Origin of the sequence: Luteibacter sp. (assembly GCF_051958795.1) — a bacterium.
In the GTDB taxonomy this organism is placed as follows: domain Bacteria; phylum Pseudomonadota; class Gammaproteobacteria; order Xanthomonadales; family Rhodanobacteraceae; genus Luteibacter.
Genome location: NZ_JBQCFT010000113.1, coordinates 1 through 25825 on the forward strand (window position 1 = coordinate 1; position 25825 = coordinate 25825).

At 66.8% G+C, this 25825-nt stretch carries 21 protein-coding genes; 14 read left to right on the plus strand and 7 right to left on the minus strand.

What is annotated here, in order from left to right; translation table 11 throughout:
* The 8 genes from ACTHLF_RS06110 to ACTHLF_RS06145 all read left to right on the plus strand — a co-directional run.
* Positions 1-1610, plus strand: a 1610-nt coding sequence (locus ACTHLF_RS06110) for a DNA internalization-related competence protein ComEC/Rec2 (protein WP_440325751.1), incomplete at its 5' end; no start/stop codon positions are given.
* Positions 1611-1774: 164 nt separating this feature from the next.
* Positions 1775-5068 (plus strand): GH92 family glycosyl hydrolase, encoded by a 3294-nt coding sequence (locus ACTHLF_RS06115; RefSeq protein ID WP_440325787.1) that lies wholly within the window; start codon positions 1775-1777, stop codon positions 5066-5068.
* A gap of 273 nt (positions 5069-5341) precedes the next feature.
* On the plus strand, positions 5342-5998 hold the full coding sequence (locus ACTHLF_RS06120; protein WP_440325753.1) for a MotA/TolQ/ExbB proton channel family protein: 657 nt from the start codon (positions 5342-5344) through the stop codon (positions 5996-5998).
* 3 nt (positions 5999-6001) lie between these two features.
* Entirely contained in the window at positions 6002-6430 is a 429-nt protein-coding gene (locus ACTHLF_RS06125) for an ExbD/TolR family protein (protein ID WP_440325755.1), read from the plus strand.
* Entirely contained in the window at positions 6427-8208 is a 1782-nt protein-coding gene (gene msbA, locus ACTHLF_RS06130) for a lipid A export permease/ATP-binding protein MsbA (protein ID WP_440325757.1), read from the plus strand. Before ACTHLF_RS06125 ends, msbA begins: the two co-directional genes overlap by 4 nt.
* Positions 8209-8264: 56 nt before the next feature.
* Positions 8265-9191, plus strand: a complete 927-nt coding sequence (gene lpxK, locus ACTHLF_RS06135; RefSeq protein WP_440325759.1) for a tetraacyldisaccharide 4'-kinase — start codon at positions 8265-8267, stop codon at positions 9189-9191.
* 69 nt (positions 9192-9260) lie between these two features.
* Positions 9261-10610, plus strand: a complete 1350-nt coding sequence (locus ACTHLF_RS06140) for an ABC transporter permease (protein ID WP_440325761.1) — start codon at positions 9261-9263, stop codon at positions 10608-10610.
* Positions 10610-11845 (plus strand): ABC transporter permease, encoded by a 1236-nt coding sequence (locus ACTHLF_RS06145; RefSeq protein ID WP_440325762.1) that lies wholly within the window; start codon positions 10610-10612, stop codon positions 11843-11845. The genes ACTHLF_RS06140 and ACTHLF_RS06145 overlap by 1 nt, the downstream gene beginning before the upstream one ends.
* 91 nt (positions 11846-11936) lie before the next feature.
* Here the strand turns inward: ACTHLF_RS06145 and ACTHLF_RS06150 are convergent, their stop codons facing one another.
* From ACTHLF_RS06150 to ACTHLF_RS06160, 3 genes are all read right to left on the minus strand, one after another.
* The gene (locus ACTHLF_RS06150) at positions 11937-12884 is read right to left on the minus strand and encodes a hypothetical protein (protein ID WP_440325764.1); all 948 of its coding nucleotides are present in this window, start codon (positions 12882-12884) and stop codon (positions 11937-11939) included.
* Positions 12877-13440, minus strand: coding sequence for a DUF6932 family protein (locus ACTHLF_RS06155; RefSeq protein WP_440325766.1), 564 nt, complete (start codon positions 13438-13440; stop codon positions 12877-12879). Before ACTHLF_RS06155 ends, ACTHLF_RS06150 begins: the two co-directional genes overlap by 8 nt.
* A 317-nt stretch (positions 13441-13757) precedes the next feature.
* The gene (locus tag ACTHLF_RS06160; protein ID WP_440325767.1) at positions 13758-14207 is read right to left on the minus strand and encodes a glycine zipper 2TM domain-containing protein; all 450 of its coding nucleotides are present in this window, start codon (positions 14205-14207) and stop codon (positions 13758-13760) included.
* 126 nt (positions 14208-14333) lie between these two features.
* On the opposite strand from ACTHLF_RS06160, the gene ACTHLF_RS06165 reads away from it, so the two are divergent.
* Positions 14334-15767 (plus strand): cryptochrome/photolyase family protein, encoded by a 1434-nt coding sequence (locus ACTHLF_RS06165; protein WP_440325769.1) that lies wholly within the window; start codon positions 14334-14336, stop codon positions 15765-15767.
* Between the two features lie 99 nt (positions 15768-15866).
* On the opposite strand, the gene ACTHLF_RS06170 is transcribed toward ACTHLF_RS06165, so the two are convergent.
* Both ACTHLF_RS06170 and ACTHLF_RS06175 read right to left on the minus strand, forming a co-directional pair.
* A complete protein-coding gene (locus ACTHLF_RS06170; protein ID WP_440325771.1) occupies positions 15867-17033 on the minus strand; it encodes a cation:proton antiporter in 1167 nt (388 codons plus the stop codon).
* Between the two features lie 55 nt (positions 17034-17088).
* Entirely contained in the window at positions 17089-18564 is a 1476-nt protein-coding gene (locus ACTHLF_RS06175) for an MFS transporter (RefSeq protein ID WP_440325773.1), read from the minus strand.
* A gap of 78 nt (positions 18565-18642) precedes the next feature.
* Here ACTHLF_RS06175 and ligA point away from each other — a divergent pair, with 78 nt between their 5' ends.
* The 3 genes from ligA to gloA2 are packed head-to-tail and all read left to right on the plus strand — an operon-like array spanning position 18643 to position 22378.
* Positions 18643-21033 (plus strand): NAD-dependent DNA ligase LigA, encoded by a 2391-nt coding sequence (gene ligA, locus ACTHLF_RS06180; protein WP_440325775.1) that lies wholly within the window; start codon positions 18643-18645, stop codon positions 21031-21033.
* Positions 21030-21983 (plus strand): EF-P lysine aminoacylase EpmA, encoded by a 954-nt coding sequence (gene epmA, locus ACTHLF_RS06185; RefSeq protein ID WP_440325777.1) that lies wholly within the window; start codon positions 21030-21032, stop codon positions 21981-21983. Before ligA ends, epmA begins: the two co-directional genes overlap by 4 nt.
* An 8-nt stretch (positions 21984-21991) precedes the next feature.
* On the plus strand, positions 21992-22378 hold the full coding sequence (gloA2, locus tag ACTHLF_RS06190) for an SMU1112c/YaeR family gloxylase I-like metalloprotein (protein WP_440325779.1): 387 nt from the start codon (positions 21992-21994) through the stop codon (positions 22376-22378).
* A gap of 263 nt (positions 22379-22641) precedes the next feature.
* On the opposite strand, the gene ACTHLF_RS06195 is transcribed toward gloA2, so the two are convergent.
* Both ACTHLF_RS06195 and sbcB read right to left on the minus strand, forming a co-directional pair.
* The gene (locus ACTHLF_RS06195; protein WP_440325780.1) at positions 22642-23331 is read right to left on the minus strand and encodes a DUF2461 domain-containing protein; all 690 of its coding nucleotides are present in this window, start codon (positions 23329-23331) and stop codon (positions 22642-22644) included.
* A gap of 7 nt (positions 23332-23338) precedes the next feature.
* Entirely contained in the window at positions 23339-24763 is a 1425-nt protein-coding gene (sbcB, locus tag ACTHLF_RS06200; RefSeq protein ID WP_440325782.1) for an exodeoxyribonuclease I, read from the minus strand.
* Positions 24764-24828: 65 nt separating this feature from the next.
* Here sbcB and orn point away from each other — a divergent pair, with 65 nt between their 5' ends.
* Positions 24829-25395: an oligoribonuclease gene (gene orn, locus ACTHLF_RS06205; protein ID WP_440325784.1), complete on the plus strand. Its 567-nt coding sequence runs from the start codon at positions 24829-24831 to the stop codon at positions 25393-25395.
* 4 nt (positions 25396-25399) lie between these two features.
* A partial coding sequence (locus ACTHLF_RS06210; RefSeq protein ID WP_440325786.1) for a dihydropteroate synthase occupies positions 25400-25825 on the plus strand: 426 nt, incomplete at its 3' end.

The window sequence follows — 25825 nt, forward strand, 5'->3', positions numbered from 1 at the left end:
CGCGTGCCACGGGTACCTCGCATCTCATCGCCATCTCCGGCTTCCATATCGGCGTGGCCGCCGGTGGGGGCGTGGCGATCGTGCGGGGCCTGTACCTGTGGCTACCCTGGCTGGCGACGCGCGTGCCGCGGCGCATCGCCCGGGCGGTGCTCGGCGTGGGCGTGGCGCTGGCTTACGGGCTGGCTGCCGGCATGGGACTGCCCACCGTGCGCGCGCTGTTGATGGTGGCGGTGCTCGTCGTTGCGGCCGCGATGCGTCGTCGTGCGGGTGGTCTCTCGCTGCTGTCGCTGGCATTGCTGGCCGTCCTGGTGGTCGATCCGCTCGCCGTGCTCTCGGCCGGCTTCTGGCTGTCGTTCGCCGGCGTCGCAGTTCTCATGGCCTGTGTCGCGCCAGTGCGCGATGGCTGGCGGGGCTGGCTGAAGGCAATGCTGCGCACGCAGGCACTCATGAGCGTGGCCTTGCTGCCCATGGCGCTCTGGTGGTTCGGTAGTGCGTCGCTGGTGTCGTTCGCGGCGAACCTGATTGCGGCGCCTGTGGTGAGCTTCGCGATCATTCCGCTGGCGCTCGTTGGAAGCGTCCTGTTGCCGCTGGGCCTTCCCGGTTCCGCGGTGCTGCAGATCGCCGCCTGGGTCATGGACTGGCTCTGGCGCCTGCTGGCGCCCATGGCGGCGTGGCCTGGCGCGCAGTTGTCCGTCGCCGATGCGGGCGTAGGTCCCGCGATGCTCGCGACCGCGGCAGCGGCGTGGGCGTTCGCACCGCGCGGCCTGCCGCTGCGGGGCTTCGCGCTGCTTTGTTTCCTGCCGTTGCTGTGGCCGGCACGGGAGCTTCCACCACCCGGCGCCTTCCGAGCCTGGGTTCTCGACGTGGGGCAGGGGCTTGCCGTCCTGCTGCGCACGCGCTCGCACACCCTGGTTTACGACACGGGCCCCGACTTCGCGGGCGGGCATGACGCGGGTGCGGGCATCGTGCTGCCGTCCGTGACGGCGCTCGGGATCGGGCCGGTCGATGCGCTCGTGGTGAGCCACGGCGACAGGGACCACGCGGGCGGCGCACGGGCGGTCGCGAAGCGCTATCCGGCGGCCGTGGTGTCTGCCGGTGAGCCGGGTCGCCTGCCTTTTCCGTCCCGGCCATGCGCGGGGATGCCGCCGTGGTCATGGGATGGCGTCACCTTTCGCTTCCTGGCCGTGCCGCTCCCTCCCGCAGGCAAGGCCAAGGCCAACGAGCGCTCCTGCGTCCTTGCCGTGGAAGGCGCTGGCGGTCGCTTGCTGCTGACGGGCGACATCGGCGCGGCTTCCGAAGGGCGCATGGCGCCCGGCGAGCTGGCGTCCGTGCTGCCCACGGTCACCACCATGGCCCACCACGGCAGCCGGCACTCCTCGTCCGCGGCCTGGCTGCGCAAGGTGCGGCCGCGTATCGCCATCGCCGGTGCCGGCTGGCGCAACCGCTTCGGGCACCCGCACCCGCTCGTCGTCGACCGGCACGCGGAGATGGGCGCGGAGGTCTACGACACCGCGCGCAGCGGCGCGCTGCGTATCGATTTCCCCGCGGAGGGGTTACCGCGTGTCAGCCGGGAGTGGCGCCGGCCCGCCAGCCGCTACTGGCGGGAATAGCGACGGGGGTCACAGCACCGCCCATCTGCTGCACTGCGGTTTGACAAGTTCGATTTAGAACGATTTAAATCCACGATTCATACCACTTAGGGGAACGGCGCGTGACGGAAACGAAGCTGGGATGTAGCAGGGCGGCGCTTGCGCTCGCGATCGCATCGGTGGTGATGCCGGCAGGCGTCCTGGCGGCCACGCCGGGGTTCCATAGCTCGTTCGAAGCCGGCGACCCCGCGCTTTCCACGGCGCCATTTGGCGGCCTGGACGTCCAGATCGCCGGCGGTCCGCCCAAGGACGTCGTGCTCACCGCGAAGCCGGATGTCGGCTTCACCGGCACCCACTCGCTGCACTACGCCGGCACCTCCACCGGTTCGCCGCTCACCGCGCGGCTGTTCGATGCCGCGGTTCCGGTGGCAGACGACACGGTGTTGTCGTGGCTCGTCTTCCCCCGCTCGAACGGCGATGACCTGACCAACCCGGCGAACTACGTCAGCGTCGACGTCGTGTTCGACGACGGCTCGAAGCTTTCCACGAAGGGGGCGGTCGATCAGCACCGCGTGCCGGCGACGGCGAAGGGACAGGGCCTCGGCCGCGTGCTCTACCCGGACCAGTGGAACTACGTCAGCGTGAACCTGGGCTCGGTGGCGAAGGGCCGCAAGGTGAAGTCGATCGAACTGGCGGCCGATGCGCCGTCGGGCAAGGCCTTCGAAGGCTGGATCGACGATATCCGGATCGCCGCGCAGCCGGCGTTCGTGAGCACCCACCCGACCGACTACGTCGATACGCGCCGTGGCACCAACGCCAACCCCAATTTCTCGCGCGGCAACAACTTCCCGGCCGCGGCGATGCCGCATGGCTTCAATTTCTGGACGCCGGTGACGAATTCCGGATCCAACTGGCTGTACCAGTACCAGGAACGCAACGGGCCGGATAACCGCCCGCGCATCGAGGCCTTCCAGGCCTCGCACGAGCCGAGCCCGTGGATGGGCGAGCGCCAGACCTTCCAGGTCATGCCGGCCCAGGCCGAAAGCGGCGCACCGGCGCTGAAGCGTGAGACGCGCGCCCTGTCGTTCAGCCACGACGAGGAAACCGCGCATCCGGATTACTACGGCGTCCGTTTCGACAACGGCATCCGTACCGAGATCACGCCGACCGACCACGCGGCGATGTTTCGCTTCACCTTCACCGGCAAGCGCGCGCAGCTGATCTTCGACAACCTCAACGACAAGGCGTCGGTCACCCTCGATCCGGCTGGCCGCAGCATCCAGGGCTGGTCCGACGTGAAGAGCGGCCTCTCCACCGGCGCCACCCGCCTGTTCTTCTACGCGGAATTCGACAAGCCGGTGGCCGAGAGCGGCCGCCTGACCGGCGAGAAGCGTGACGCGGCGTCGGCGTGGTTTGGCTTCGATACGGCGAAGAAGGGCGGCAAGCAGGTGACGATGCGGATCGCGACGTCGCTGATCAGCGTCGATCAGGCCAAGGCCAACCTCGGCCAGGAAATCGCGGCGAACGACACCTTCGACAGCGTGCGCGAGCGCGCCCGCAAGGCATGGGACGACCGCCTCGGCCGCTTCCAGGTCGAAGGCGCGAGCCGCGACGAGCGCACCATCCTCTATTCCAACCTGTACCGCCTGTTCCTCTACCCGAACCAGGCTTACGAAAACACCGGTACGAAGGACGCCCCAAAGTGGCAGTACGCCAGCCCGTTCTCGGCGGCGACCGGTGCAAACACCGATACCCACACGGGTGCGCGCATCGTCGATGGCAAGCCGTACGTCAACAACGGTTTCTGGGATACGTACCGCACCGCGTGGCCGGCCTACACGCTGTTCACCCCGACTGAAGCGGGCGAGATGATCGACGGCTTCGTCCAGCAGTACCGCGATGGTGGCTGGATCGCACGCTGGACCTCGCCGGGCTACGCCGACCTGATGGTGGGCACCAGTTCCGATGTCGCTTTCGCCGATGCCTGGCTGAAGGGCGTGCGCAACTTCGATGTCGCGAACTTCTACCAGTCGGCGATCCGCAACGCCTCCACGGTGAGCACCGACGTGAAGGGTGCCGGCCGCAAGGGCATCGAGCGCTCGCTGTTCAACGGCTACACCGACGACAAGGTCGACGAAGGCCTTTCCTGGTCGACGGCCGGCTATATCAATGATTTCGGTATCGCCAACCTGGCCGATGCGCTGGCCAGGGACCCCGCGCACGGCGGCGACTACAAGCATTACGCCGATGACGCGCAGTGGTATCGCGGCCGCGCCCAGGGCTACGCCAACCTGTTCGACCCCGACGTGAAGTTCTTCGTCGCGCGTGATCCGGCAGGCAAGTGGCGCTGGAAGGCCAGCGAGTTCAACCCGACGCGCTGGGGCGGCGACTACACCGAGACCAACGCCTGGAACATGGCCTTCGACGCGCCGCAGGATGGCGCGGGCCTGGCCGGTCTCTACGGCGGCCGCGAACAGCTCGGCGCCAAGCTCGACCAGTTCTTCAGCACGCCAGGTACGTTCGACGTGGGCGACTACAAGGGCGTGATCCACGAGATGCTGGAAGCGCGCGACGTGCGCATGGGCCAGTACGGCCACTCGAACCAGCCGTCGCACCACATCATCTGGATGTACGACGAGGCGGGCCAGCCGTGGAAGACGCAGGACAAGCTGCGCGATGCGATGTCGCGCCTGTATGTCGGCAGCGAGATCGGCCAGGGTTACCCGGGTGACGAGGACAACGGCGAAATGTCGGCGTGGTGGATCTTCGGCGCCACCGGCATCTACCCGCTGCGCATGGGCACGCCCGAATACGTGATCGGCGCGCCGTACTTCCCGCACATGACTGTCAAGCTCGAGAACGGTGCCACGCTCGACATCCGCGCGCCGGGCGTGAGCGATACCAACCGCTTTGTGCAGTCGCTGAAGGTCAACGGCCAGCCGTGGACCAAGCTGACCCTGCCGCACGAGCTGCTGGCGAAGGGTGCGACGCTCGAGTTCACGATGGGTCCGGCGCCGTCCAACTGGGGCACCGGTGCCGAGGCGCTGCCGGGCTCGATCACGCCGGAAGGCGAGAAGCCCGCGCCGTTCCACGACGTGTTGCAGGCGGCCGATCTCACGCTCGATGGGAAGAAGGGCACCGCAGTCGCCCCGGCGGTCGATAACGACTCGTCGACCGAGCTGGCGCTGCCCACGGGTAAGGCGGTGATCGTCGACCGTCTCGCGAAGCCGGCGACCGTGGCGATGTACACGATCAGCTCCGGCGCCGAAGCGGCCGTGCCGGGTGCCTGGAAGCTGGAAGGCTCCACGGACGGCAAGCACTGGCAGGTCCTCGACCAGCGTCAGGGCGAAACCTTCCCGTGGCACCGCCAGACCCGGGCGTTCACCATCGCCACCCCGGGCAGCTACGCCCACTACCGTCTCACCCTCGATGGCAACGGCCCCGCCGCCGTCGCCGAGCTGGAGCTGCTGGCGAAATAAGCCGGCCGGCCGTCGTAGGAGCCCACCCTGTGGGCGAAATATTTCGCGGAAATGCCATGTAACCTGTGGCTCTTTCGAAAAAGGCGTCGCCCACAGGGTGGGCTCCTACGCGATGGGGCTGGCGGCAAGTCCCCATCGCGCGCAAGCGCGCTCCCACAGCCGCCCGGGCTCGTCGGCGGGCGCCTACGTTCAGCCATTGTGAAGGCCTACTCAGTCCCCCAGCCGGGCCCTGCTATCATGCCCGCCTGACTGATCAGTACCCTTGGGGTTCACGTGCTCGAGATCCTTCTTGCCGGCGGTTGGGCGCTCCTGCCCATCCTCATCTGTTCGCTTGTCGCCCTGGCGATCGTGCTCGAGCGCTTCTGGGCGCTGCGCCGCGCCGCGGTACTGCCGCCGGGTCTCGGCGCCGAAGTCCGTGAGTGGGCCCGTTCGTCGCAGCTCGATGCCTCGCACCTCGCCGCCCTGGAGAAGGGTTCCCCGCTGGGCGAACTGTTCGCTGGCGCCCTGGCCGTGCGCGACCGTCCGCGCGACATCATCAAGGAGCGCATCGAGGACACCGGCCGCCATGTGGTCCACCGCATGGAGCGCTACCTCAACACGCTCGGCACCATCGCGCTCATCGGCCCGCTGCTCGGCCTGCTCGGCACGGTCATCGGCCTCATCCGCATGTTCATGAATGTCATGGCCGGCGGCATCGGCGATCCGACCAAGATGGCCGGCGGCATCGGCGAGGCACTCATCTGCACCGCGTTCGGCCTGGTCGTGTCGATCCCCGCCTACGTGCTGCATCGTTATTTTCGTTCCAAGGTCGGCGGCTACGTCGTCCAGATGGAAAAGGAAGCCACCGCGCTGCTCGACGATCTCTCGGTGCGCGCGCCCGCGCCGCGCCGTCGCGCCACCGATGCCCAAGCCTCGGCGCAGGTCGGCTGATCCATGCGCATCGGTGCCCGTCGTGAGGACGATTTCGAGATCAACGTCATTTCGTTGATCGACGTCCTGCTTACCCTGCTCATGTTCTTCGTGCTCAGCACTACCTTCGTCGAGCACTCGCGGCTGAAGGTGAACCTGCCCAAGGCCGACGCCGAGGCGCGGGAATCCACCGACAACGCGCTGACCGTCGTCGTTGATCGCGACGGCCACTATTCGGTCGGTAGCGATGAAGTGCTGGGCGAGGGCATCGAGCCGCTGAAGAGTGCGATCGAGCGCGTCGGCGGCGACAACCACGATCGCCTCGTTATCATCCGCGCCGATGCCATGACCCCGCACCAGAACGTGGTGCGCGCCATGGATGCCCTGGGCCAGGTCGGCTACACCCGCCTGTCGATCGCCACCACCCCCACCGAGATGGCGGGCGCCCAGTGAGCGCCCAACCCAAGAAGGTCTCGGTCTGGGATGCCCGGACCTGGGCGACCTATAAGCGGCTGCTCAGTTATACGAAGCGGTTCCGTACCGCCGGCTACATCGCCATCATCGGCATGATCATCGACCCGGTCTGCCTGTCGGTCTTCACCGGCTCGCTCAAGCCGATGATCGACAACCTCTTCGTCGACAAGAACCCGGAAACGATCTTCTGGATGCCGATCTGGATCATCGGCATCTTCCTGGTCCGTGGCGTCGCCTCGTACATCACCGACTACGGCATCGCTTACGTGGGCCGCAACGTCGTGCAGGCCATGCGCATCGACGTGTTCGCTGCCTACCTGCGCCTGCCGTCGGCGTTCTTCGCCCGCGAACCGTCCGGCCAGCAGATTTCGCGCGTCACCTACACGTCTGAGCAGGTCGCCGCCGCGTCGGCCGATTCGCTGAAGGTCGCGATCACCGAAGGCTTCACCGTCATCGGCATGCTCTGCGTCATGCTGTATTACAGCGCCTACCTCACCCTGGCGCTGGTCGTGCTGGTGCCGTGCGTGGTCGCCCTGGTCACGGTCATCAGCCGCCGCTATCGCAAGATCAGCAAGCGCATCCAGGGCAACATGGGCACGGTCACGAGCGCGGTCGAAGAAGCCGTCGCGGCGAATCGCGAGGTGCGCATCTACGGTGGCCAGGTCCGCGAGGCCGAGCGCTTCGGCGAGGTGGCCGAACGCCAGCGCCGTCTCAACCTCAAGGTCTCCGCCACCAGCGCCGCATCGAGCGCGACCATCCAGACCGTCGGCGCCATGGCCCTGGCCATGCTGGTGTTCCTGGCGACGCGGCCGGACATCCTCTACACGATTTCGCCCGGCATCTTCACCGCCGTGCTTACGGCCATGGGCGCGATGATGCCGTCGCTGAAGCGCCTCGCGGGTATCCAGGCGAACCTGCAGAAGGGCGTCACCGCGGCCGAGGATCTGTTCGAGATCATGGACCAGCCGGCCGAGATCGATAACGGCACCGAAGTGCTCGAGCGCACGAAGGGCGATATCCGTTTCGAAGACATCCACCTGGTCTACGAGCGCAACGAGCACGTCGCCCTGCGTGGCGTGAACCTGGTTTGTGCTCCCGGCACCGTCACCGCGCTGGTCGGCCGTTCCGGCAGCGGCAAGTCCAGCCTGGTGAGCCTGCTGCCGCGCTTCTACGAGCCGACGAAGGGCCGGATCCTCATCGATGGCCGCGACTACACCCAGTACACGCTGCCGTCGCTGCGCAAGCAGATCGCGTGGGTGGGTCAGCATGTCGTGTTGTTCGACGACACCGTGGCCGCGAACATCGCCTATGGCGAGATGGCCGATGCGTCGGAAGCCGACATCATCGCGGCGGCGAAGGCCGCGAACGCGATGGAGTTCATCGAGCGCCTGCCCGAAGGGTTGAACAGCCGCATCGGCCAGGGCGGCAACTCGCTCTCGGGCGGCCAGCGCCAGCGCATCGCCATCGCGCGCGCGATCCTCAAGAACGCGCCTATCCTCGTGCTGGACGAAGCGACGAGTGCGCTCGATACCGAATCGGAGCGCCTGATCCAGGATGCGCTCACCCGCCTCATGCGCGACCGCACCACGCTGGTCATCGCGCACCGCCTGTCCACCATCGAGCACGCCGACCAGATCGCCGTGATGGAGCAGGGCAGGGTGATTGAGCTCGGCACGCACCGTGAGCTGCTCGACCAGGGTGGCCAGTATGCCGCCCTGCATCGCATGCAGTTCCACGAGCAGGCCACGGCGGGTTAACCGTGGCGCTGGGGGAGTCGTTACAGCGGCGGTGGTATGGCGAGGGGCGGCCGCCCATGTGGGCGCGCATGCTCGAGTCGCTGTACGCGCGAACCATTCGCCGCCGCGCGGAAGCGTTCCGGGCCGATCCCTCCAGAATCGTTCACCTGCCGGTCCCGGTCGTCGTCGTCGGCAACATCACGGCAGGCGGCACGGGCAAGACCCCGCTGATCATCGCGCTCGCGCAGGCGATGACCGAGCGCGGCTTCCGCCCAGGCGTCGTCAGCCGTGGCTACGGCGGCACGGAACGTGGGCCGCACCTGCTCGCAGAAACCGATAGCCCCGGGATGGTGGGCGACGAGCCGTCGCTGATCCGCCAGTACGACATCCCGGTCGCGGTCGGCGCGCGGCGTCCCGAAGCAGCCACGTTGCTGATCGAAGCCGGATGCGACCTGATCCTGGCGGATGATGGGCTGCAGCATCATCGGCTGGGTCGCGATGTCGAGATCTGCGTGGTCGATGGCGACCGCAGGCTCGGCAACGGACACCTCCTTCCGGCAGGCCCCCTGCGCGAACCGGCATCGAGGCTCGCGACCGTCGACTTCATCGTGGTAAATGGCGGCACGCCGCAAGCCAACGAAATTCCCATGCGGCTCGAGGGCGGCGTGGCCGTTAACCTGGATGATCCGACGCTAAGCGCGCCGCTGGCGGATTTCGCCGGCCGCCCGGCGCATGCCGTCGCCGGTATCGGCAACCCCTCGCGCTTCTTCGCCAGCCTCGCCGCCCACGGCATCGCCGTCGACGGCCATCCGTTCGCCGACCACCACGCGTTCACGAGCGATGACTTCACGTTCGCCGATGGTTGCCCCGTGTTGATGACCGACAAGGATGCGGTGAAGTGCCTGCCGTTCGCGCGGGCGAATTGGTGGCGCGTGCCGGTCCGCGCGGTGCTGCCCGAGGCGTTCTGGGATGCAGTAGCCGCCAGGGTTCGCGCCGCCCGCTAAGCCCTGTGCGGCGGTCGATGCTTTTCGCGCACGCGCGGGTGCTATGGTTCGCGGGCCACGGCGGGGGCCGTGCCCAGGGAACCAGGGGAGAAGCGGATGCTCGGCGGTTATTACGTGAGGCTCGCGCTGGCGAGCGTGCGACACAAACCGGTGCTCGTCGCCATGATGATCCTGGCGCTGGCCTTTGGCGTCGCGATGAGCATGTCGGCCTATACGATCCTGCACGGCATGGCCCGGGATCCGATCCCCACGAAATCATCCCGGCTCTTTGCCGTCCAGATCGACAATGGCGGCCCACGCAGCCGCAAGCCCGGCGATGACGAGCCCGCCGTGCAGATGACTTGGCGCGACGCCTCGGCATTGCTGGCCATGCACCGGGCGCTCCGCGAGGCGGCCATGGTCCAGGTCGGTTTCATCATGCAGGCCGGTGGCGCGCCCGCGAAGGGTGAGCACGTCGCTGGGCGTGCCGCTTCGGCGCCGTTCTTTTCCCTGTTCGATGTACCGCTGCGTTACGGTCGCGGCTGGACGGACGCGGAAGAATCCGACCGCGCTCGCGTGGCGGTGATCTCCGCCGCGCTCAACGATCGCGTCTTCAACGGCGAGAACAGCGTGGGCCGCACGCTGGTACTCAATGGCGACGCCTGGCGCATCGTCGGTGTCACCGGCGCATGGGATCCGCGGCCGCGGTTCTTCGATGTCGAGGGCGGCCAGGCATTCGATGAAAGCGAGGATGTCTACATTCCGTTGCAGACCGCGGTGGGCCTTGGGATGTCCACGGAAGGCTATGAGTTTTGCGACGCCGGCCCACGTGGGCAGACCTATGCCGACCTGCTCGTCTCCGAGTGCGTGTGGCTGCAGTACTGGGCCGAGCTGCACACACCCGCCGCGGAGAACGCCTATCGCCAGGGGCTCATCGCGTATGCCGACCAACAGCGCGCGGCCGGGCGTTTCGGCTGGCCGGCAAACGTCCGCCTGAGGAACGTCCCCGACTGGCTGGTCGCCCGCAGGATCGTCAGCGACGACGCGCGTCTCTCGACGGTCGTGGCCTTCGCTTTCCTGGGCATCTGCATCGTCTGCGCCCTCGCGCTGATGCTTGCCCGCTCGCTGGCGCGCTCCGGCGAATACAGCCTGCGGCGCGCACTCGGCGCCACGCGCCGCACTGTGTTCCTCCAGGCCGCCACAGAGGCGGGACTGATCGGAACGTGTGCCGGCGCACTCGGTGTCGCCCTGACGCTCGGTGCGCTCGCGGCCATGCGTAGCCTGTTCCCGGCGGATCTTGCACGGATCGCCACCATCGATGGTCCGCTTCTCGCCGCCACGGTCGCGCTGGCTACCGCGTCCGCTGTCATCGCGGGCATCTATCCCGCGTGGCTGGCCATGCGTACCGCACCTGGCCTGCAGCTAAGGGGAGGCCTGTGATGCTCAACGACATCGCTCCGATCTTCGCCGCCCTCAAACGCGGCCGCCTGGGAGCAGGGCTCCTCGTTCTCCAGATCGCGCTGACGCTGGCCGTCGTGGGGAACATCGTCTTCATCATCGGAGTGCGCACCGCGCACCTCACCGCGTCGACCGGCGTGGACGAGCGTGACATGTTCGCCCTGGGCTATCGGCTGGACGATACGGAAGGCGCACGCGGCCAGCGTGAGACCGACCTCACGGCACTGCGCGCCGCACCGGGCATCGCCGACGCCGTCGCCACGAACAGTTATCCGTTGCGCGGGAGCGGGTGGACGGAAGGCGTCAGCCTGCGTCCGGGCGCGAAGGAAATCCAGGCGCAGCAGGGCGACGTGGCCATCTACGCATTCGACGAGCGAGGTGTCGGTGCGCTGGGGCTGAAGTTGCGCGAGGGCCGCGACTTCACGCGCGGCGACGTCACCGATGGCACGTTCAACCGAGCGCCGCTGCCGCCGGTGGTCCTCGTGACGCGTTCACTGGCCGATCGCCTTTTCCCTGGGCGTTCGGCGCTGGGGCAGACGGTGTTCCTTACCGCGGAGCCCAACCGCCCGCTGCGGATCATCGGCGTCCTCGATCGCCTGCAAACCGGTAACGCCGCCACCACCGCCGACGTGTCCGCCGCGGAAGATTCCATCGTTATCCCCATGACCGATCACGGCCCGCGTGGGCTCTACCTTATCCGCGCACAGCCAGGGAAGATCGGTGCTGCGATGGCCGCGGCGGCCGAGACGCTGCGCGCGGCAAACCCGCAACGCACCTTCGGCAAGGTGCGCCCGCTGAGCGAGATACGCGCCACCGCCTACGAACGCGACCGCGCCATGGCGATCAGCCTCACCGCGATCTGCTTCATCCTGGTCTTCGTCACCTCATTGGGCATCGTCGGCCTCACCGGCTTCTGGGTGGAACGTCGCAAGCGCCAGATCGGCATCCGCCGCGCCCTCGGCGCCACGCGCCTTGCCGTGATCCGCTACTTCCTCGTCGAGAACGCCATGCTTTGCGGCGCTGGCGTCATCATCGGAGCGATCGCCGCCTGGGCGTTCAACGCGTGGCTGGGCGATCGCTACGGCGTTCCCGCAATGCCTGCGTGGATGATCGCCACGAGTGCGGTGGCGATCATCGCGTTGGGGCAGGTGTCGGCTTCGTTTCCCTCGTCACGCGCGGCTCGGGTTGATCCGGCGAAGGCCATTCGGGCTTGCTGAGGAATTCGGCGGGAAGTCAATCGTCGTAGCGAGCAGGGAAGCATGAGATCTTGAAAGGTCGCGCTGAACTGGTCCAGTGCTGCATTCGCAACTACGGCTCGCCGTCAGCCAGCCGGCTTTCTACACCAATGAGCGTGTAGTAGGTCCTCGACCAACCCCGAGTGGTGACTGTGCGGACCTTCAAGTGCACCTTGACCGGCGCAAACATGAGGTGCTGGATCGTCTGATCGTTGCCGGCTTGCTCGAGTTGTCTGGCGGGACCATCAGCCACACGACCTGAATAGCGTTCACCCGTATCGGCTATGAACTCGAATGTCTTGCTTGTGATGCCAACAATCTGCCCCGGAATCGATTCAGCGTCCGATTCGGACAGGTTGGTCAGGTCGGTGCGAGCGCGGGCTCGCCGAACGGCCGCTTGCGTGAGTTCGCGGTCGTGATCGCCTTCGACGATCCGTACACTTGCACCTGCGTCATCGAGAACAGCGAAGAACGACTTGATCGCGCCAATGACTCGCTCGTCGAGGCCGCCGAGTACGTCGGACCATTCGTCGCCTTCTCCACTCAACTGGAAAAGTGCGCTCGAGAGTTCTTCAATGACTTCATTGAGGTCCGTTGTGACCATCTGCCCTTGTACAGGGGCTTCTTCCATCACGAAGCCTACTGAGCCGCGAGCAACATCGGTCACGATCATGCGCGATTCGTCCAGGGCGGGGACCGTACCGCGTGCACCGAGCGCACCTTTCTCCCGCCACGCGAACTGCTTGGAAAGCAAGGTCTGGAACGACTCAAGTGCATGACTGGAGAACGCCGCATCGATGCCCCTCGATCCGAGAACGGGGCGTCCTCCAAAGAATAGCGCGACGCGAGCCACGGTTTCCTTGACGTCGCCTAGTTCGGCAATTCTGGCGCGCAACGCGTCGATTTTCTCCTTGAACTGGAATTGCCCTATGACGTCATTCGCCTGCCTTGCGCTCTCTAGCATGCGTTCCGCTGCTCCAAGGTCGGCGCGGAGGCCTTGCAACGTCAGCTGCTTAATCATTGGCTGGCACCGGAAACTGCTCCGCAAGCGTTGAATCGTCCTCGAGCGGTACGCGAAGGATGCCTTTCCATAGGCTCGTATCGCGCTGATGCGAGAACAGGCTATTCCAATAGGTTGTCTGATCGACTAGCCAGCTTCCATCGGTGGAAAGGTCAACAAAGTAAGCGTCGCACCGGTACTTCAGTTTTGCCGCATGTGGGCTGAAGAGTTCGGGCGCTGAAGCAACAGCGGTGGCCCAATCGCTGTCGTCCTTCAGGTGCGCAGGACGGAATCCAAACGTTACGATGTCTACGTCCGCAGGTGGTCGACTCCGGACTCGTTCGACATCCTCTACGAAACTGCCGTCAAGCCACTGGAACCCGACCTCTATTCCGAACGCCCGCAAGTCTTTCCTGTATGCAAGCAGTCCCTCGAAGATCGTGCGCCGTTCGTGGGTGTTCGTGAAACGGGATGCCACGGCTGTCATGTCCGTGAAGTACGGTGATCGACTGGCAAACTCATGCGCCGCGCCATGAAATGGCGGAAGAACGCCGGAATGGTTGAACTCTGGAATCACGCCTGGCTCCCAAGGCTGTCCTTGCTCTAAGGATCATGACGTAGCGCTGGGAGATCGCCAACCGAAGCACCTGGCGGAACTGATGGAACGGCGCCGAAGATCGAGTCCAAGAATGCTGGTCTCGCGCGCAAGCTTATGATTCTACGTCCGAAACGTACGAGCTTGAGTCCAAGGACGTCTCCGGGCGCGACGTTCGAGGAGGCGGGCGGTCTCAAGAGCACGAGCGGGCGACGGTTGAGGTAAGTCGCCGTGTCTGGTTGGAATACAAAGAGGCCGGGACGAGCCCGGCCTCGTACTAGCGGACCTACGCGGAGGATTTACTGCACGCGCTGCACGTTACCCTGGTCATCCACGACCACGATATCCCCGGTACGAATCGCCGAAGCATCCTTCACGGTCACGTTCGAGTACCCGCCGGTGCCCATCTTGATCCGCAGGGTGTAGCTCTCGCCGCCACCGCCCTTGCCGATCGCGTTGCCGGCGAAGCCGCCGCCGACCGCGCCGCCGACGGTGGCGAGGGTCTTGCCCTTGCCCTTGCCGACCTGGTTGCCGAGGACGCCACCGGCGATCGCGCCGATCACGGCGCCCGCGGTGCCGTGGTCACGGCCCTGAGTGATGTTCGTTTCGATGCTCTGCACCACGCCGCACTGTTCGCAGCGCACGTAGATGCCATCGCTGCGGGTCAGCGTGGCGGCCGCGGCCGGCGTGGCGACCGCCGTGGCGAGCAGGGCGGCCATGGGGATGCCGAGGATGGTCTTGATATTCATGTGGATCTCCTTTCTTTCGCGTGGCCAGGCAGGGAGAGGACCGCGCGTGCGCACAGTCTCAAACATTCAGTCTGAACAAATGTAGATCGGCATCCGTATTTCACCCACAACGTGGATACTACGCCGATGACTACCGCTATCGTCTGGTTCCGACGCGACCTCCGTCTTGCAGATAATCCCGCCCTGGTGGCCGCCGCCGGGGCGCATGAGCGGGTCATCCCGCTGTATATCCATGCGCCGGATGAGGAGGGGGAGTGGGCCCCCGGGGCGGCCAGCCGATGGTGGCTGCATCATTCGCTGGAGGCGCTGGACCGGGGGTTGCGCAGGCATAAGGGGGCCTTGCAGGTGGCTATCGCGCACGAGCGCGCTCCCACAGGGGGTGAGGGGAGCCTGGAAGTGCTCCGGAAGGTCATCAAGGAGACCGGCGCCTCGGCCGTCTATTTCAACCTGCTGTACGACCCGGCCATCCGCAAGCGGGACGCGAAGGTCCGCAAGGCGCTCGAGGCGGACGGGCTCGACGTGGCCTCGTTCAACGCCAACCTGTGGTGCGACCCCTGGGAGATCGCCACCAAGGAGGACGAGCCCTACCGCGTGTTCACGCCGTTCTGGCGCAACCTGCGGACGCGGATCGACGAACACGCCGCGCTGGACGAGCCCACGCCGCTGCGCCTGGATGCGCTGAAGAAGCCGGTGAGCATCGACAGTCTCGGCCTGCTGCCCGAACTCGACTGGGCCAAGGGATTCCACGAGTGGACGCCCGGCGAGGAGGGCGCCCAGGAGATGCTAAGCCTGTTCGCCGATGACGCCGTGGGCCACTACAGCGAGGGCCGCGACCTGCCGGCCCGGCATGGCACCTCGCGGCTGTCGCCGCACCTGCATTTCGGCGAGATCTCCCCGCGCCAGGTGGCGGAGCGCCTGCGCGCCCACTTTGCCCGGCGCAAGAACGCCCCCGACCTCGAGCCCTACCTGCGCCAGCTCGGGTGGCGCGAATTCGGCCACCACCTGCTCTGGCACTTCCCGGATACGCCCAAGAAGAACTTCAACAAGAAGTTCGATGCCTTCAAGTGGGCGAAGCGCGATGCGCATGCCCTGCGCCGCTGGAAACAGGGCAAGACCGGCATTCCCATCGTCGACGCCGGCATGCGCGAGCTCTGGGCCACCGGCTGGATGCACAACCGCGTGCGCATGCTCGTGGCCAGCCTGCTCACCAAGAACCTCCGCCAGCATTGGCTCCTGGGTGAGAAGTGGTTCTGGGACACGCTCGTCGATGCCGACCTCGCCAATAACGCCATGGGCTGGCAGTGGGTGGCCGGGAGTGGGGCGGACGCGGCGCCGTATTTCCGCATCTTCAACCCGGTGACCCAGTCGGAAAAGTTCGATCCGGATGGGGCTTATATCCGGCGCTGGGTGCCCGAGTTGCGCGATGCGCCGGGGAAGCTGGTGCATGCGCCCTGGGAGGATGAGGCGTACCTCAAGGCATCGGGGTATCCCAAGCCCATCGTGGACCTGAAGGCCACGCGCGAGCAGGCGTTGTTGGCTTATCAGAAGTCGAAATCGTAGGAGCCCACCCTGTGGGCGACGCCGTTCGTACCGCGGCCGCGGGGAACTCGGAATCTTCCGCGAAAGATGTCGCCCACAGGGTGGGCTCCTACGGAAGCGTCAGGCTTTCTTTAGCAACAACGCCAGAATCGGCGGCGTCACCATCGCGGTGAGCAGCGACATCGCCACGATCACCGCGTAGATCGTTTCGTCGAAGACGCCCGCGGCCAGGCCCAGGCTGGCGATGACCACGCCAACCTCACCGCGCGGGACCATGCCGAAGCCGACGATGGTGGCGCCACGCTTGCCGAGCTTAAGCGCACCGAGGAAACCGCCGGCGAGCTTGGAGACGATCGCGATCAGGGTGACCACCAGCAGGGCCAAAAGGGCATCGCCCGAGGCCAGCGCGGAGAGGTTCACCTTCGCTCCGGTGACCACGAAGAAGAACGGCGTGAGGAAAGCGAGCAGCGGTGCCGTCTGTTCCTCCAGCTGGTGCCGCTGCCGGGTCTCGGAGGCGATCATGCCCGCGAGGAACGCGCCGATGATCGCGGCCAGGTGGAAACGCATGGAGAGGTAGGCCAGGCCCAGGCACAGGGCCAGCACGATCGCCAGCGCGGACATCGGGTTGGCTGGCTTCTCCAGCCAGCCGGAGCCACGGCGCATCACCCGCGTGCCGCCCCAGCCGATCACCGCCACAAAACCGACCGCACCGAGCAGGGTGCCGACCAGGCTGCCCACGTCGACGTTGCCGCCGCCCTGCAGCGAGGAAACCACGCCGAGCAGCAGCATCGCCAGGATGTCATCGATCACGGCGGCACCTAGGATGATCCGCGCCTCCTGCCGCTGCAGCACGCCCAGTTCCTGCAACACCCGCGCGGTGATGCCTGCCGAGGTGGCGACGAACGCCGCGGCCACGAACATCGAGCGGATCCAGTCGAAACCCGACCCGTGCGCCCACAGCGCGCCGAGGCCGAACGGAATGAACACGCCGAGCACGCCGACGAGAAAAGCGCTGGCACCGACCTTCTTCAGGTCGTCGAGGCGTGTTTCCAGTCCGACTGAGAAAAGGAGCAAGATCACGCCGATTTCGGCGAGCACATCGAGGGGGGTGCCGGTCGCGATATCGGGTACCGCGATCCAGCCGAGCGCGCTCGGGCCGATGGCACAGCCGGCGGCAATTTCGCCCACCACAGCCGGTAATTTAAGGCGTTGCGCGATCTCGCCGCCGAGCTGGGCAGCGACGAAAATAACGAAGAGGGTAAGCAGGATGCCTGCCGAGTCGTGCATGGTGATCGGTCCTGATCAGACGCCGCCGGTAAGCGCGGCCTCCCGAGGGTAGCCGCTAACCGGCCGCGCTGGCGACCTGCGGCTCGCGGGTGTCGCGCAAGCGGCTGAAGACCCAGCTCGCCGCCAGGGTGATCAGGCCCAGCACGATCACCGACCAGCGGAATGCCCACACGTACGGGTGCTGGTCGGAAGAGCCGAGAAACCCGGCCATGAGCAAGGTCGCCAGGGCGATGCCGAAGCTCATCGACAGGTATTGCGCGGTCGAGGCCATGGACGAAGCCATCGAAGCCTGCTTCACATCGACATCCACGTAGGCGAGCGTGTTCATCGAGGTGTATTGCACCGACATCACCGCGCCATATACGTAGACGAACGCAGCGATGATCCAGGCCGGCGTATCGGTATTCAGCAGCGCAAACGCGCAAAGCACGATGCTGACCAGGATCGTGTTGCCCAGCAGCAGCCGGCGATAACCGAAATGCGTAATGAGCCGATGGATGAACGGCTTCACCGAGATCGAGCCCAGCGCCTGCGGCACCATCATCAGGCCGGCCACCAGCGGCGACCAGCCGCAGCCGATCTGCAGGAACAGCACCAGCAGCAGGTACATGCCGGAGACGCCGAGCCGGGTGAACAGGTTGCCGGCGAGCGACACCCACACGCTGCGCACCTTCAGCAGCGAGAGATCGCTGACCGGGAACTCGGTGCGCTTGCTATGCCGCACGTAGAGCGTGGCCAGCAGCAACGCGCCGGCAGCGGAGGCGGCGATCCACAGCGGCTGCCCGTGGCCGCCCAGGGTCTCCGCCACCAGCAGGCACAACGCCGAGGCTCCGGCGAACAGCAGGAAGCCGAGCATGTCGAAGCGGTTGGCGCGGTCGAGGCGATAGTCCGGCATCTCGCGCCGGTTCAGCCACAGCCCGACGAGGCTCACCGGCACGTTGATCAGGAAGATGATCCTCCAGTGGGTGAACTCGACGATCGCGCCGCCTAGCAGCGGCCCGAACACCGAGCCGAGCAGGCCGAAGGTCGCCACGGTGCTCATGGAGCTCACGAACTCGCGCCGGTCGATGCTGCGGACCAGCACGTAGCGGCCGACCGGCATCAGCGCCGCGCCACCCAGCCCCTGCACGATGCGCGCGGCGACGAGCTGGGGCAGGGATTGCGCAACGCCGCACAACAGCGAGCCCAGCGCGAACACCAGGATGGCGCCCCCGTACACCTTGCGGGTGCCGAAGCGATCGCACAGCCAGGGGCTCATGGGGATGAAGATCGCCAGGGTCAGCACGTAGCTCGTCAGCGCCGTGCGCATGCTGAGCGGGGTGACCTCCAGCGCATTCGCGATCGACGGCACGGCCGTGTTCACGATGGTGGAATCCAGCGCCTGCATGAAGAAGCCGGCAGCCACCAGCCAGATCAGGCCGCGATAACGCGCCCTGCTGGACGGCTCCGCGGGAGCCAGGGCGGGCTTGTCGGTGGGTAAGGGGTGGACGTCGGGGGTGCTGGGGTTTTCGATGACGTCGTCGGCAGGCATGGCCAAGCCATTATAACGGAATGGGGATATCCTTTACGGTCGCGCCTGGCCCCCGCGCGTTCATCACGGATCCTGCACATGCCCCAAGCCATCGCCCCTGTCGAAGCCGCCGCGCGTGCCGCCGACCTTCGCCGCCGCATCGAGGATGCGAACTACAAGTACCACGTGCTGGACGATCCGGACATCGCGGATGCCGAATACGACAAGCTGATGCGCGAGCTGGAGGCGCTGGAGGGCCAGTACGCCGACCTCGCCAGCAATGACTCACCGACGCGCCGGGTCGGCGCGCGCGCGCACGGTGGCTTCGCCGAAGTCACCCACGCCGTGCCGATGCTGTCGCTGGGCAACGCCTTCGAAACCGAAGGCGACACCGATCGCGAGAAGTATCGCGAAGTAGCCGATTTCGAACGGCGCATCGAGCAGACCCTCGGCCGCGCCAAACCGGTGTTCTCGGTGGAACCGAAGCTCGATGGCCTGGCCATCAGCCTGCGCTACGAGAACGGCGTGTTCGTGCAGGGTGCGACCCGTGGCGATGGCGCCGTCGGCGAAGACGTCACGGCGAACCTGCGTACGGTGAAGGCGATCCCGCTGCGCCTGCGCGGCGAAGGCTGGCCCCGCGTGCTCGAGGTGCGTGGCGAGGTGATCATGCCGCGCGCCGGTTTCGAGGCCTTCAACGAGCGCGCCCGCGCCACCGGTGAAAAGCCGCTCGCCAACCCGCGCAATGGTGCCGCCGGTTCGCTACGCCAGCTGGATCCCGCGATCACCGCGAAGCGCCCGCTGGCGTTCTTCGCCTATGCCGTGGGCCGTGTCGAAGACGGCGAGCTGCCGGATACGCATTCGGCCACCCTGCAGCAGCTGCGCGCGTGGGGTTTCCCGGTTTCGCCGGAAGTCTCCACGGCGTCGGGCTTCGACGGCCTCATCGCCTACTTCCGCAAGATCGGCGCGAAGCGCGACAGCCTGCCGTACGACATCGACGGCGTGGTCTACAAGCTCGATGACTACGCCGGCCAGCAGGAGATGGGTTTTGTCTCGCGCGCGCCGCGCTGGGCCATCGCGCACAAATACCCCGCGCAGGAGCAGGAAACGACGGTCGAGGCCATCGAGATCCAGATCGGCCGCACCGGCGCGGCGACGCCCGTCGCGCGCCTGACGCCGGTCTCCGTCGGCGGTGTCACCGTCACGAACGCCACGCTGCACAACGCCGACCAGGTCGCACGCCTCGATGTGCGCGTCGGCGATACGGTGATCGTGCGCCGTGCCGGCGATGTGATCCCCGAAGTGGCGCGCGTGGTCGAAGACCGCCGCCCCGCGGGCACGGAGCCCTGGCAGATGCCGTCGCATTGCCCGGTGTGCAACTCCGAGATCGTGCGCGAAGAGGGCGCGGCCGCGTATCGCTGCTCCGGTGGCCTGATCTGCGCCGCGCAGCGCAAGGAAGCCCTGATCCACTTCGCCTCGCGCCGTGCCATGGATATCGACGGGCTCGGCGATCGCTTCGTCGATGCGCTGGTCGAGTTCGACATGGTGAAGACGCCCGCGGATCTCTACGGCCTCACCGTGGAAAGCTTCATCGACATGAAGCGCCGCGCCGACGAACGCGATGGCTCCACGCCGGAAACGGTGAAGCAGGGCAAGGTCGCCACCAAGTGGGCAGAAAACCTGGTCGAGTCGATCGAGGCCAGCAAGAAGTCAACGCTCCCGCGCTTCCTGTTCGGCCTGGGCATCATGCACATCGGCGAGAGCACGGCGAAGACCCTGGCCCTCTGGCTGGGCTCACTGGCGATGGTCCGGCGCACGCCCGCTCCCGTGCTGCGCGTGCTGCCGGATATCGGTGACGAAGTCGCCACATCCATCGCGGCGTTCTTCGAGCAGGAGGGCAACGAGAAGGTCGTCGATGCGCTGCTCGCGGCAGGCATCACGTTCTCGGACGAAGGTGCGCCGTCGCCGAAGCTGCGCGATCGCCTGGGTCTCGACGTCCTGCTCGATTCGGCCAAGATCGCAAAGCTCGGCCCGAAGAGCACGGCCTTGCTGGGCAAGCAGTACGCCACGCTGGAGGCGCTGGTGCAGGCCAGCGAACACCAGTGGATCGTCGCTGGCGTGCCGCAGGCCGCCGCCACCAACCTCACGCTGTACCTCGCCGACCCGCGCAACGCCGCGGAACTGGCGCGCAGCGACTGGGCGATGCGTTCGCTGCTCGAAGCACTGCCGGCGAAGTCCGCCGCGGCGCTGCCGCTCGAAGGCCATACCTACGTGATCACCGGCACGATGGAAACACTGAAGCGCGATGACGCCACGGAACGCCTCGAGGCGCTCGGGGCGAAGGTCGCGGGTTCGGTGTCGAAGAAGACCACCGGCGTGTTCGCCGGCGAAGCCGCGGGTTCCAAGCTGGACAAGGCCACGGAGCTCGGCATCCCGGTGCATACCGAGGCCGACCTGATCGCGCTGCTGGCCCAGCACGGGGCAGCGCCGTGAGCCAGGACCTGAAGCACCTGCGCCTGCGTGCGAAGACGTACGCGCGGATCCGCACGTTCTTCGCCGAACGCGGCGTGCTCGAGGTCGAGACGCCGATGCTTTCCGCGGCGGGCAACACCGATCCGAACATCCAGAGCTTCCACACACGCTTCAGTGGCCACGTCGATGCCGGCCCCGCGCAGCGCTGGCTGCGCACCTCGCCGGAGTTCCCGCTCAAGCGCCTGCTGGCCGCGGGGCTGGGCGACTGCTATGAACTGGGCCGGGTGTTCCGCGACGGCGAGGCCGGTGGCCGGCACAATCCCGAATTCACCATGCTGGAGTGGTACCGGGTGGGCTGGGACGATGCGCGCCTGGCGCGCGAGGTGATCGACCTGCTGGAGAAGCTGTTGCTTGAAGCGGGCCGCACGTTCGACATTGTCGAGACGACCTACCGCGGGCTGTTCCACGACGCGCTGGGCATCGATGCGCTCACCGCACCGATCGAGACCTTGCAGGGCGCGATCGGCGACGTCCACATCAACGGCGAGGGGCTCACGCGCGACGACTGGCTCGACCTGCTGATGACCCACCGGATCCAGCCGACCTTCACCCGCGACCGCGTCACCGTGGTCTCGGACTTCCCGGCATCGCAGTGCGCGCTCGCGCGGATCCGCAAGGTCGAGCCGCCGGTGGCGGAACGTTTCGAGGTGTACGTGGGCCAGTACGAAGTGGCCAACGGCTACCACGAACTCAACGACCCGAAGGAACAGCGCGCGCGGTTTGAACGCGATAACGCGGTACGCCGCGAGCGCGGCCAGCACGAAGTGCCGCTGGATGAAAACCTGCTCGCGGTGCTCGGCGCCATGCCCGACTGCGCCGGCGTGGCCATGGGCGTCGAGCGCCTGCTGATGGTGCTCGCCGACACCGACCGGATCGCCGACGTGCTCGCGTTCCCCTTCAACGAGGCGTAACCAAAACCATGCTGAAAGCCATCCACCACGTCGCCATCATCTGCTCGGACTATGCGCGTTCGAAGGCGTTCTACACCGAGGTGCTCGGCCTGAAGGTGGTCCACGAGGCGTACCGCGAGGCGCGTGATTCGTGGAAGCTGGACCTGGAAGTCGCGCCGGGCGTGCAGATCGAGCTGTTTTCGTTCCCGTCGCCGCCGCCGCGCGTGTCGCGCCCCGAAGCGCAGGGCCTGCGGCACATCGCGTTCGCAGTGGATGACATCGACGCCGCGGTAGCCCGCATCACCGCCCACGGCGTGGCGTGCGAGCCGATCCGCACGGACGAATACACCGGCAAGCGCTTCACCTTCTTCGCCGACCCTGACGATCAGCCCATTGAACTCTACGAGGCAGGTTGAGGCGCGCTTCGCAATCGGTTCATTCGCTGGCGCGAATGCATGTGACCAGCGGCTGACGCCGCCTCGCCCTTGGTGGGTAGAGGAAGCTGCGGGTGGGCAGGCCCTTGGGGCCGCCAGGGCCTGACCGCTCCCGATCCCGCGATACTCCCAGCCTAAGGCGGCGCAAGCCGCTCAGTACATGCATTCGCGCAAGCGAATGAACCGATGACGAGGCACGACGCCGCAGACGGCACCGGTGATGCATGGCCAGCGCAAAGCCAAAGTCAGAACTCGAGTTCCTGCGCCGCGCACAGGTAGTCGACCATCGGCGCCAGGCGCTTGAAGTTGTCGACTACGAACGGCAGGAGCTCCGTCGAGCACGCCATCGCTTCATCGAAATCCTGCCCGGCGGCGAAGTTCTTCCGCTTCAGGTCCTCGATCAGCTCGTGGTTTGCATCGAACCCGCGCGGCGGACGGCTCAGGCTTTCGCCCCACCACGAAAACCGCTCCTGGAAGGCCTTGGTGTGCGTCGCCTTCTTCCACGAGCCAGGGTTATCCGAAAGAAACTCACGCAGCTTCTTCAGCACCGGCGGCTCCGGATGCCACATGCCGCCGCCCACGAAACACTCGCCGGGCTGGATGTGCAGGTAGAAGCCCGGCGCCTGGATCTCATGCCTGCGCTCGTGGAAGAAGCGCGAGCCCTGCCAGTTCTTGTACGGCTGCTTGTCGTTGGCGAAGCGCGTATCGCGATGGATCCGGTACAGCGAACCGCCCACCTTGCGCGGGTCCGCGCGGAAGTGTGGGCTGATCTTCGCCAGGGGTGCCTGTATGTCGGTGATCAGCGCGGTGAACGGCTCGCGCACGTGGCGCTCGTAGTCGTCCTTGTGGTCGTGGAACCATTCGCGCGAGTTGTTACGGGCCAGCGCCTTGAAGAACTTGAAGGTGGCGGGGGTGAAGTAGGCGGTATGCGGCATAAGGGACTCAGAGCAGGGCTTCGCCCCATGCCTCCAGCTCATCGAGCAGGGGCAGGGGTGCGCCGGGGAGGAGGCGCAGGGTCGCGAGTTCGGTCGTGTAGTCGGCGAGGGTCAGCGTGGTCAGCGGGCCGTGCCGGGTGAGCCGGTCGACGCGGAAGGCCTCCCAGCGTTCGTGTTCGTCGATGGTGAGCGTATCCGGCCAGTTGCGGGCGCGGTAGCGGAACAGCAGCTCGGCGTAGCGCGGATCGCGGAAGGTGAATCGGCCGCTGCCGAGTTGCGCCGGTGGCGTCGCACGGACTTCCGCCAGCAGGCGGCGGTCGGCATCCGGCAGGAAGCCGCCGTACAGCGCGAGCTCGGGGTCGCCGGCCGGGGGCAGCTCGGCGGCCGAGCCGTACACGCGGCGCAGCTTCTCGGCGAGGTCGGGCGCGTCGCGCAGCATCGCCAGGTGGCGGTCGACCATCGCCATGTCGAGCCCCAGCCGTGCATGGTCCACGCCCTTCAGCACCGATAGCGGGGCCAGGGCGGGGGCGTGGTTTGCCCGGATGGTGCGCAGGGCGATCCGCTCGACACCCTCGGGCAGGTCCGCGCGGCTGGTGAACACCCGGTCGGCGATGTCGCCGTGTTCCAGGCTGAGCAGGTCGGTGGGGTCCACGCTGAGGTCGTACACGATGACCTCGCCGGCACGCGACGGGTGGGCGGCGAGGGGGACGACCACGGTGAGGCACTGCCGGCTGGCCGGGTAGCGCGACGACACGTGCACGACCGGCGTCATCGCCGCCACGTCCAGCAGTTCGAAGACCCGCTGCTTGCGGCGCAACCCGAAGTACCAGTCCCACAGTTTCGGTTGGTGGGTGCGGATGAGCCGGGCCAGGCCGATCAGTGCTTCCACGTCGGAGAGCGCGTCGTGCGCCCGGTCCTGCTTCAGCTGGTTCGCCGTGGCCAGGTGCTCCAGCTTGAAGCTGGGCGTACCGTCCTCGCGCAGCGGCCACTGGATCCCCTCCGGGCGCAGCGCCTGGCACAGGCGGACCAGGTCGATCAGGTCCCAGCGGGAGTTGCCGTTCTCGTACTCGCGTGCGTACGGCTCGTAGAAATTGCGATACAGCAGGTGCCGGGTGAACTCGTCATCGAAGCGCAGCGAGTTGTAGCCCACGCCGCAGGTGCCGGGCATGGCCAGCTGTTCGTGCACCACGGCGGCAAAATCGGCTTCGGAGAGGCCCTCGCGCTCGGCCATCTGCGGCGCGATGCCGGTGATCAGGCAGGCCGCGGGCTGCGGGGGCATGTCACGTGGTGGCTTGCAGTACACCATGACCGGCTCGCCCACGATCTCGAGGTTGGCATCGGTGCGGATGCCGGCGAACTGGCTGGGGCGGTCCCGTCGCGGGTCGGCGCCGAAGGTCTCGTAGTCGTGCCAGAAGAAGGTCGGTTCGGCCATCACGCCATCATCGCATGCAGGAGGCGGGGAGGGCGAGGTAGACTGCCCCGACTTAAGGAGCTCCCATGACGCAAGCGCACGAAGACAACCTGATCTGGATCGACCTGGAAATGACCGGGCTGGACACGGATAACGACTCCATCCTGGAGATTGCCACCGTCGTCACGGACAAGGATCTGAACGTGCTTGCCGAGGGTCCGGTCTTCGCGATCAGCCACAGCGATGCCCGCCTCCAGCAGATGGACGCGTGGAACCGCAACCAGCACGGGCGTTCCGGGCTGTGGCAGCGCGCCGTCGAATCCGACGCCTCGCCCGAAGAGGCCGAGAAGGCCACCATCGCCTTCCTCCAGCAGTGGGTGCCCTCGGGCAAGTCGCCGATGTGCGGCAACTCCATCTGCCAGGACCGTCGCTTCCTGCATCGCGAGATGCCGGCGCTGGAGCGCTTCTTCCACTACCGCAACCTCGATGTCTCCACCTTGAAGGAGCTGTCGCGGCGCTGGTCGCCGGAAATCGCGAAGGGCTTCTCGAAGGATTCGGCGCACACCGCGCTCTCCGACATCCGCGATTCGATCGACGAACTGCGCTACTACCGCGGTTTCATGGGTGCCATCGGCGGCAAGCCGCAGGGCTGAGGCCATGGTCGCCAACCTCTTCGCCACCACCCTGGATTGCAACGGCCGCGCGCTGGTGCTGGATCGCGCGCGGGTCGCGGGCATCGTCAACGTCACGCCGGATTCGTTCTCCGATGGCGGCCAGCATGCCTCGCTCGAAGCCGCCTATGCGCATGCCATGCGGCTGGCGGAGCAGGGCGCCGACCTGCTCGACGTGGGCGGGGAGTCGACCCGTCCCGGCGCGGATGATGTGTCGGCCGAGGAGGAGATTCGCAGGGTCGTCCCGCTGATCGAACGCCTGGCCGCGGCGACCACGCTGCCCATCTCCATCGATACCTCCAAGCCCGAAGTGATGCGTGCCGCCATCGGCGCGGGTGCGGGCCTGATCAACGACGTGTTCGCGCTGCGCCGCGAAGGCGCGCTGGATGCCGCGGCCGAGCTGCGCGTGCCC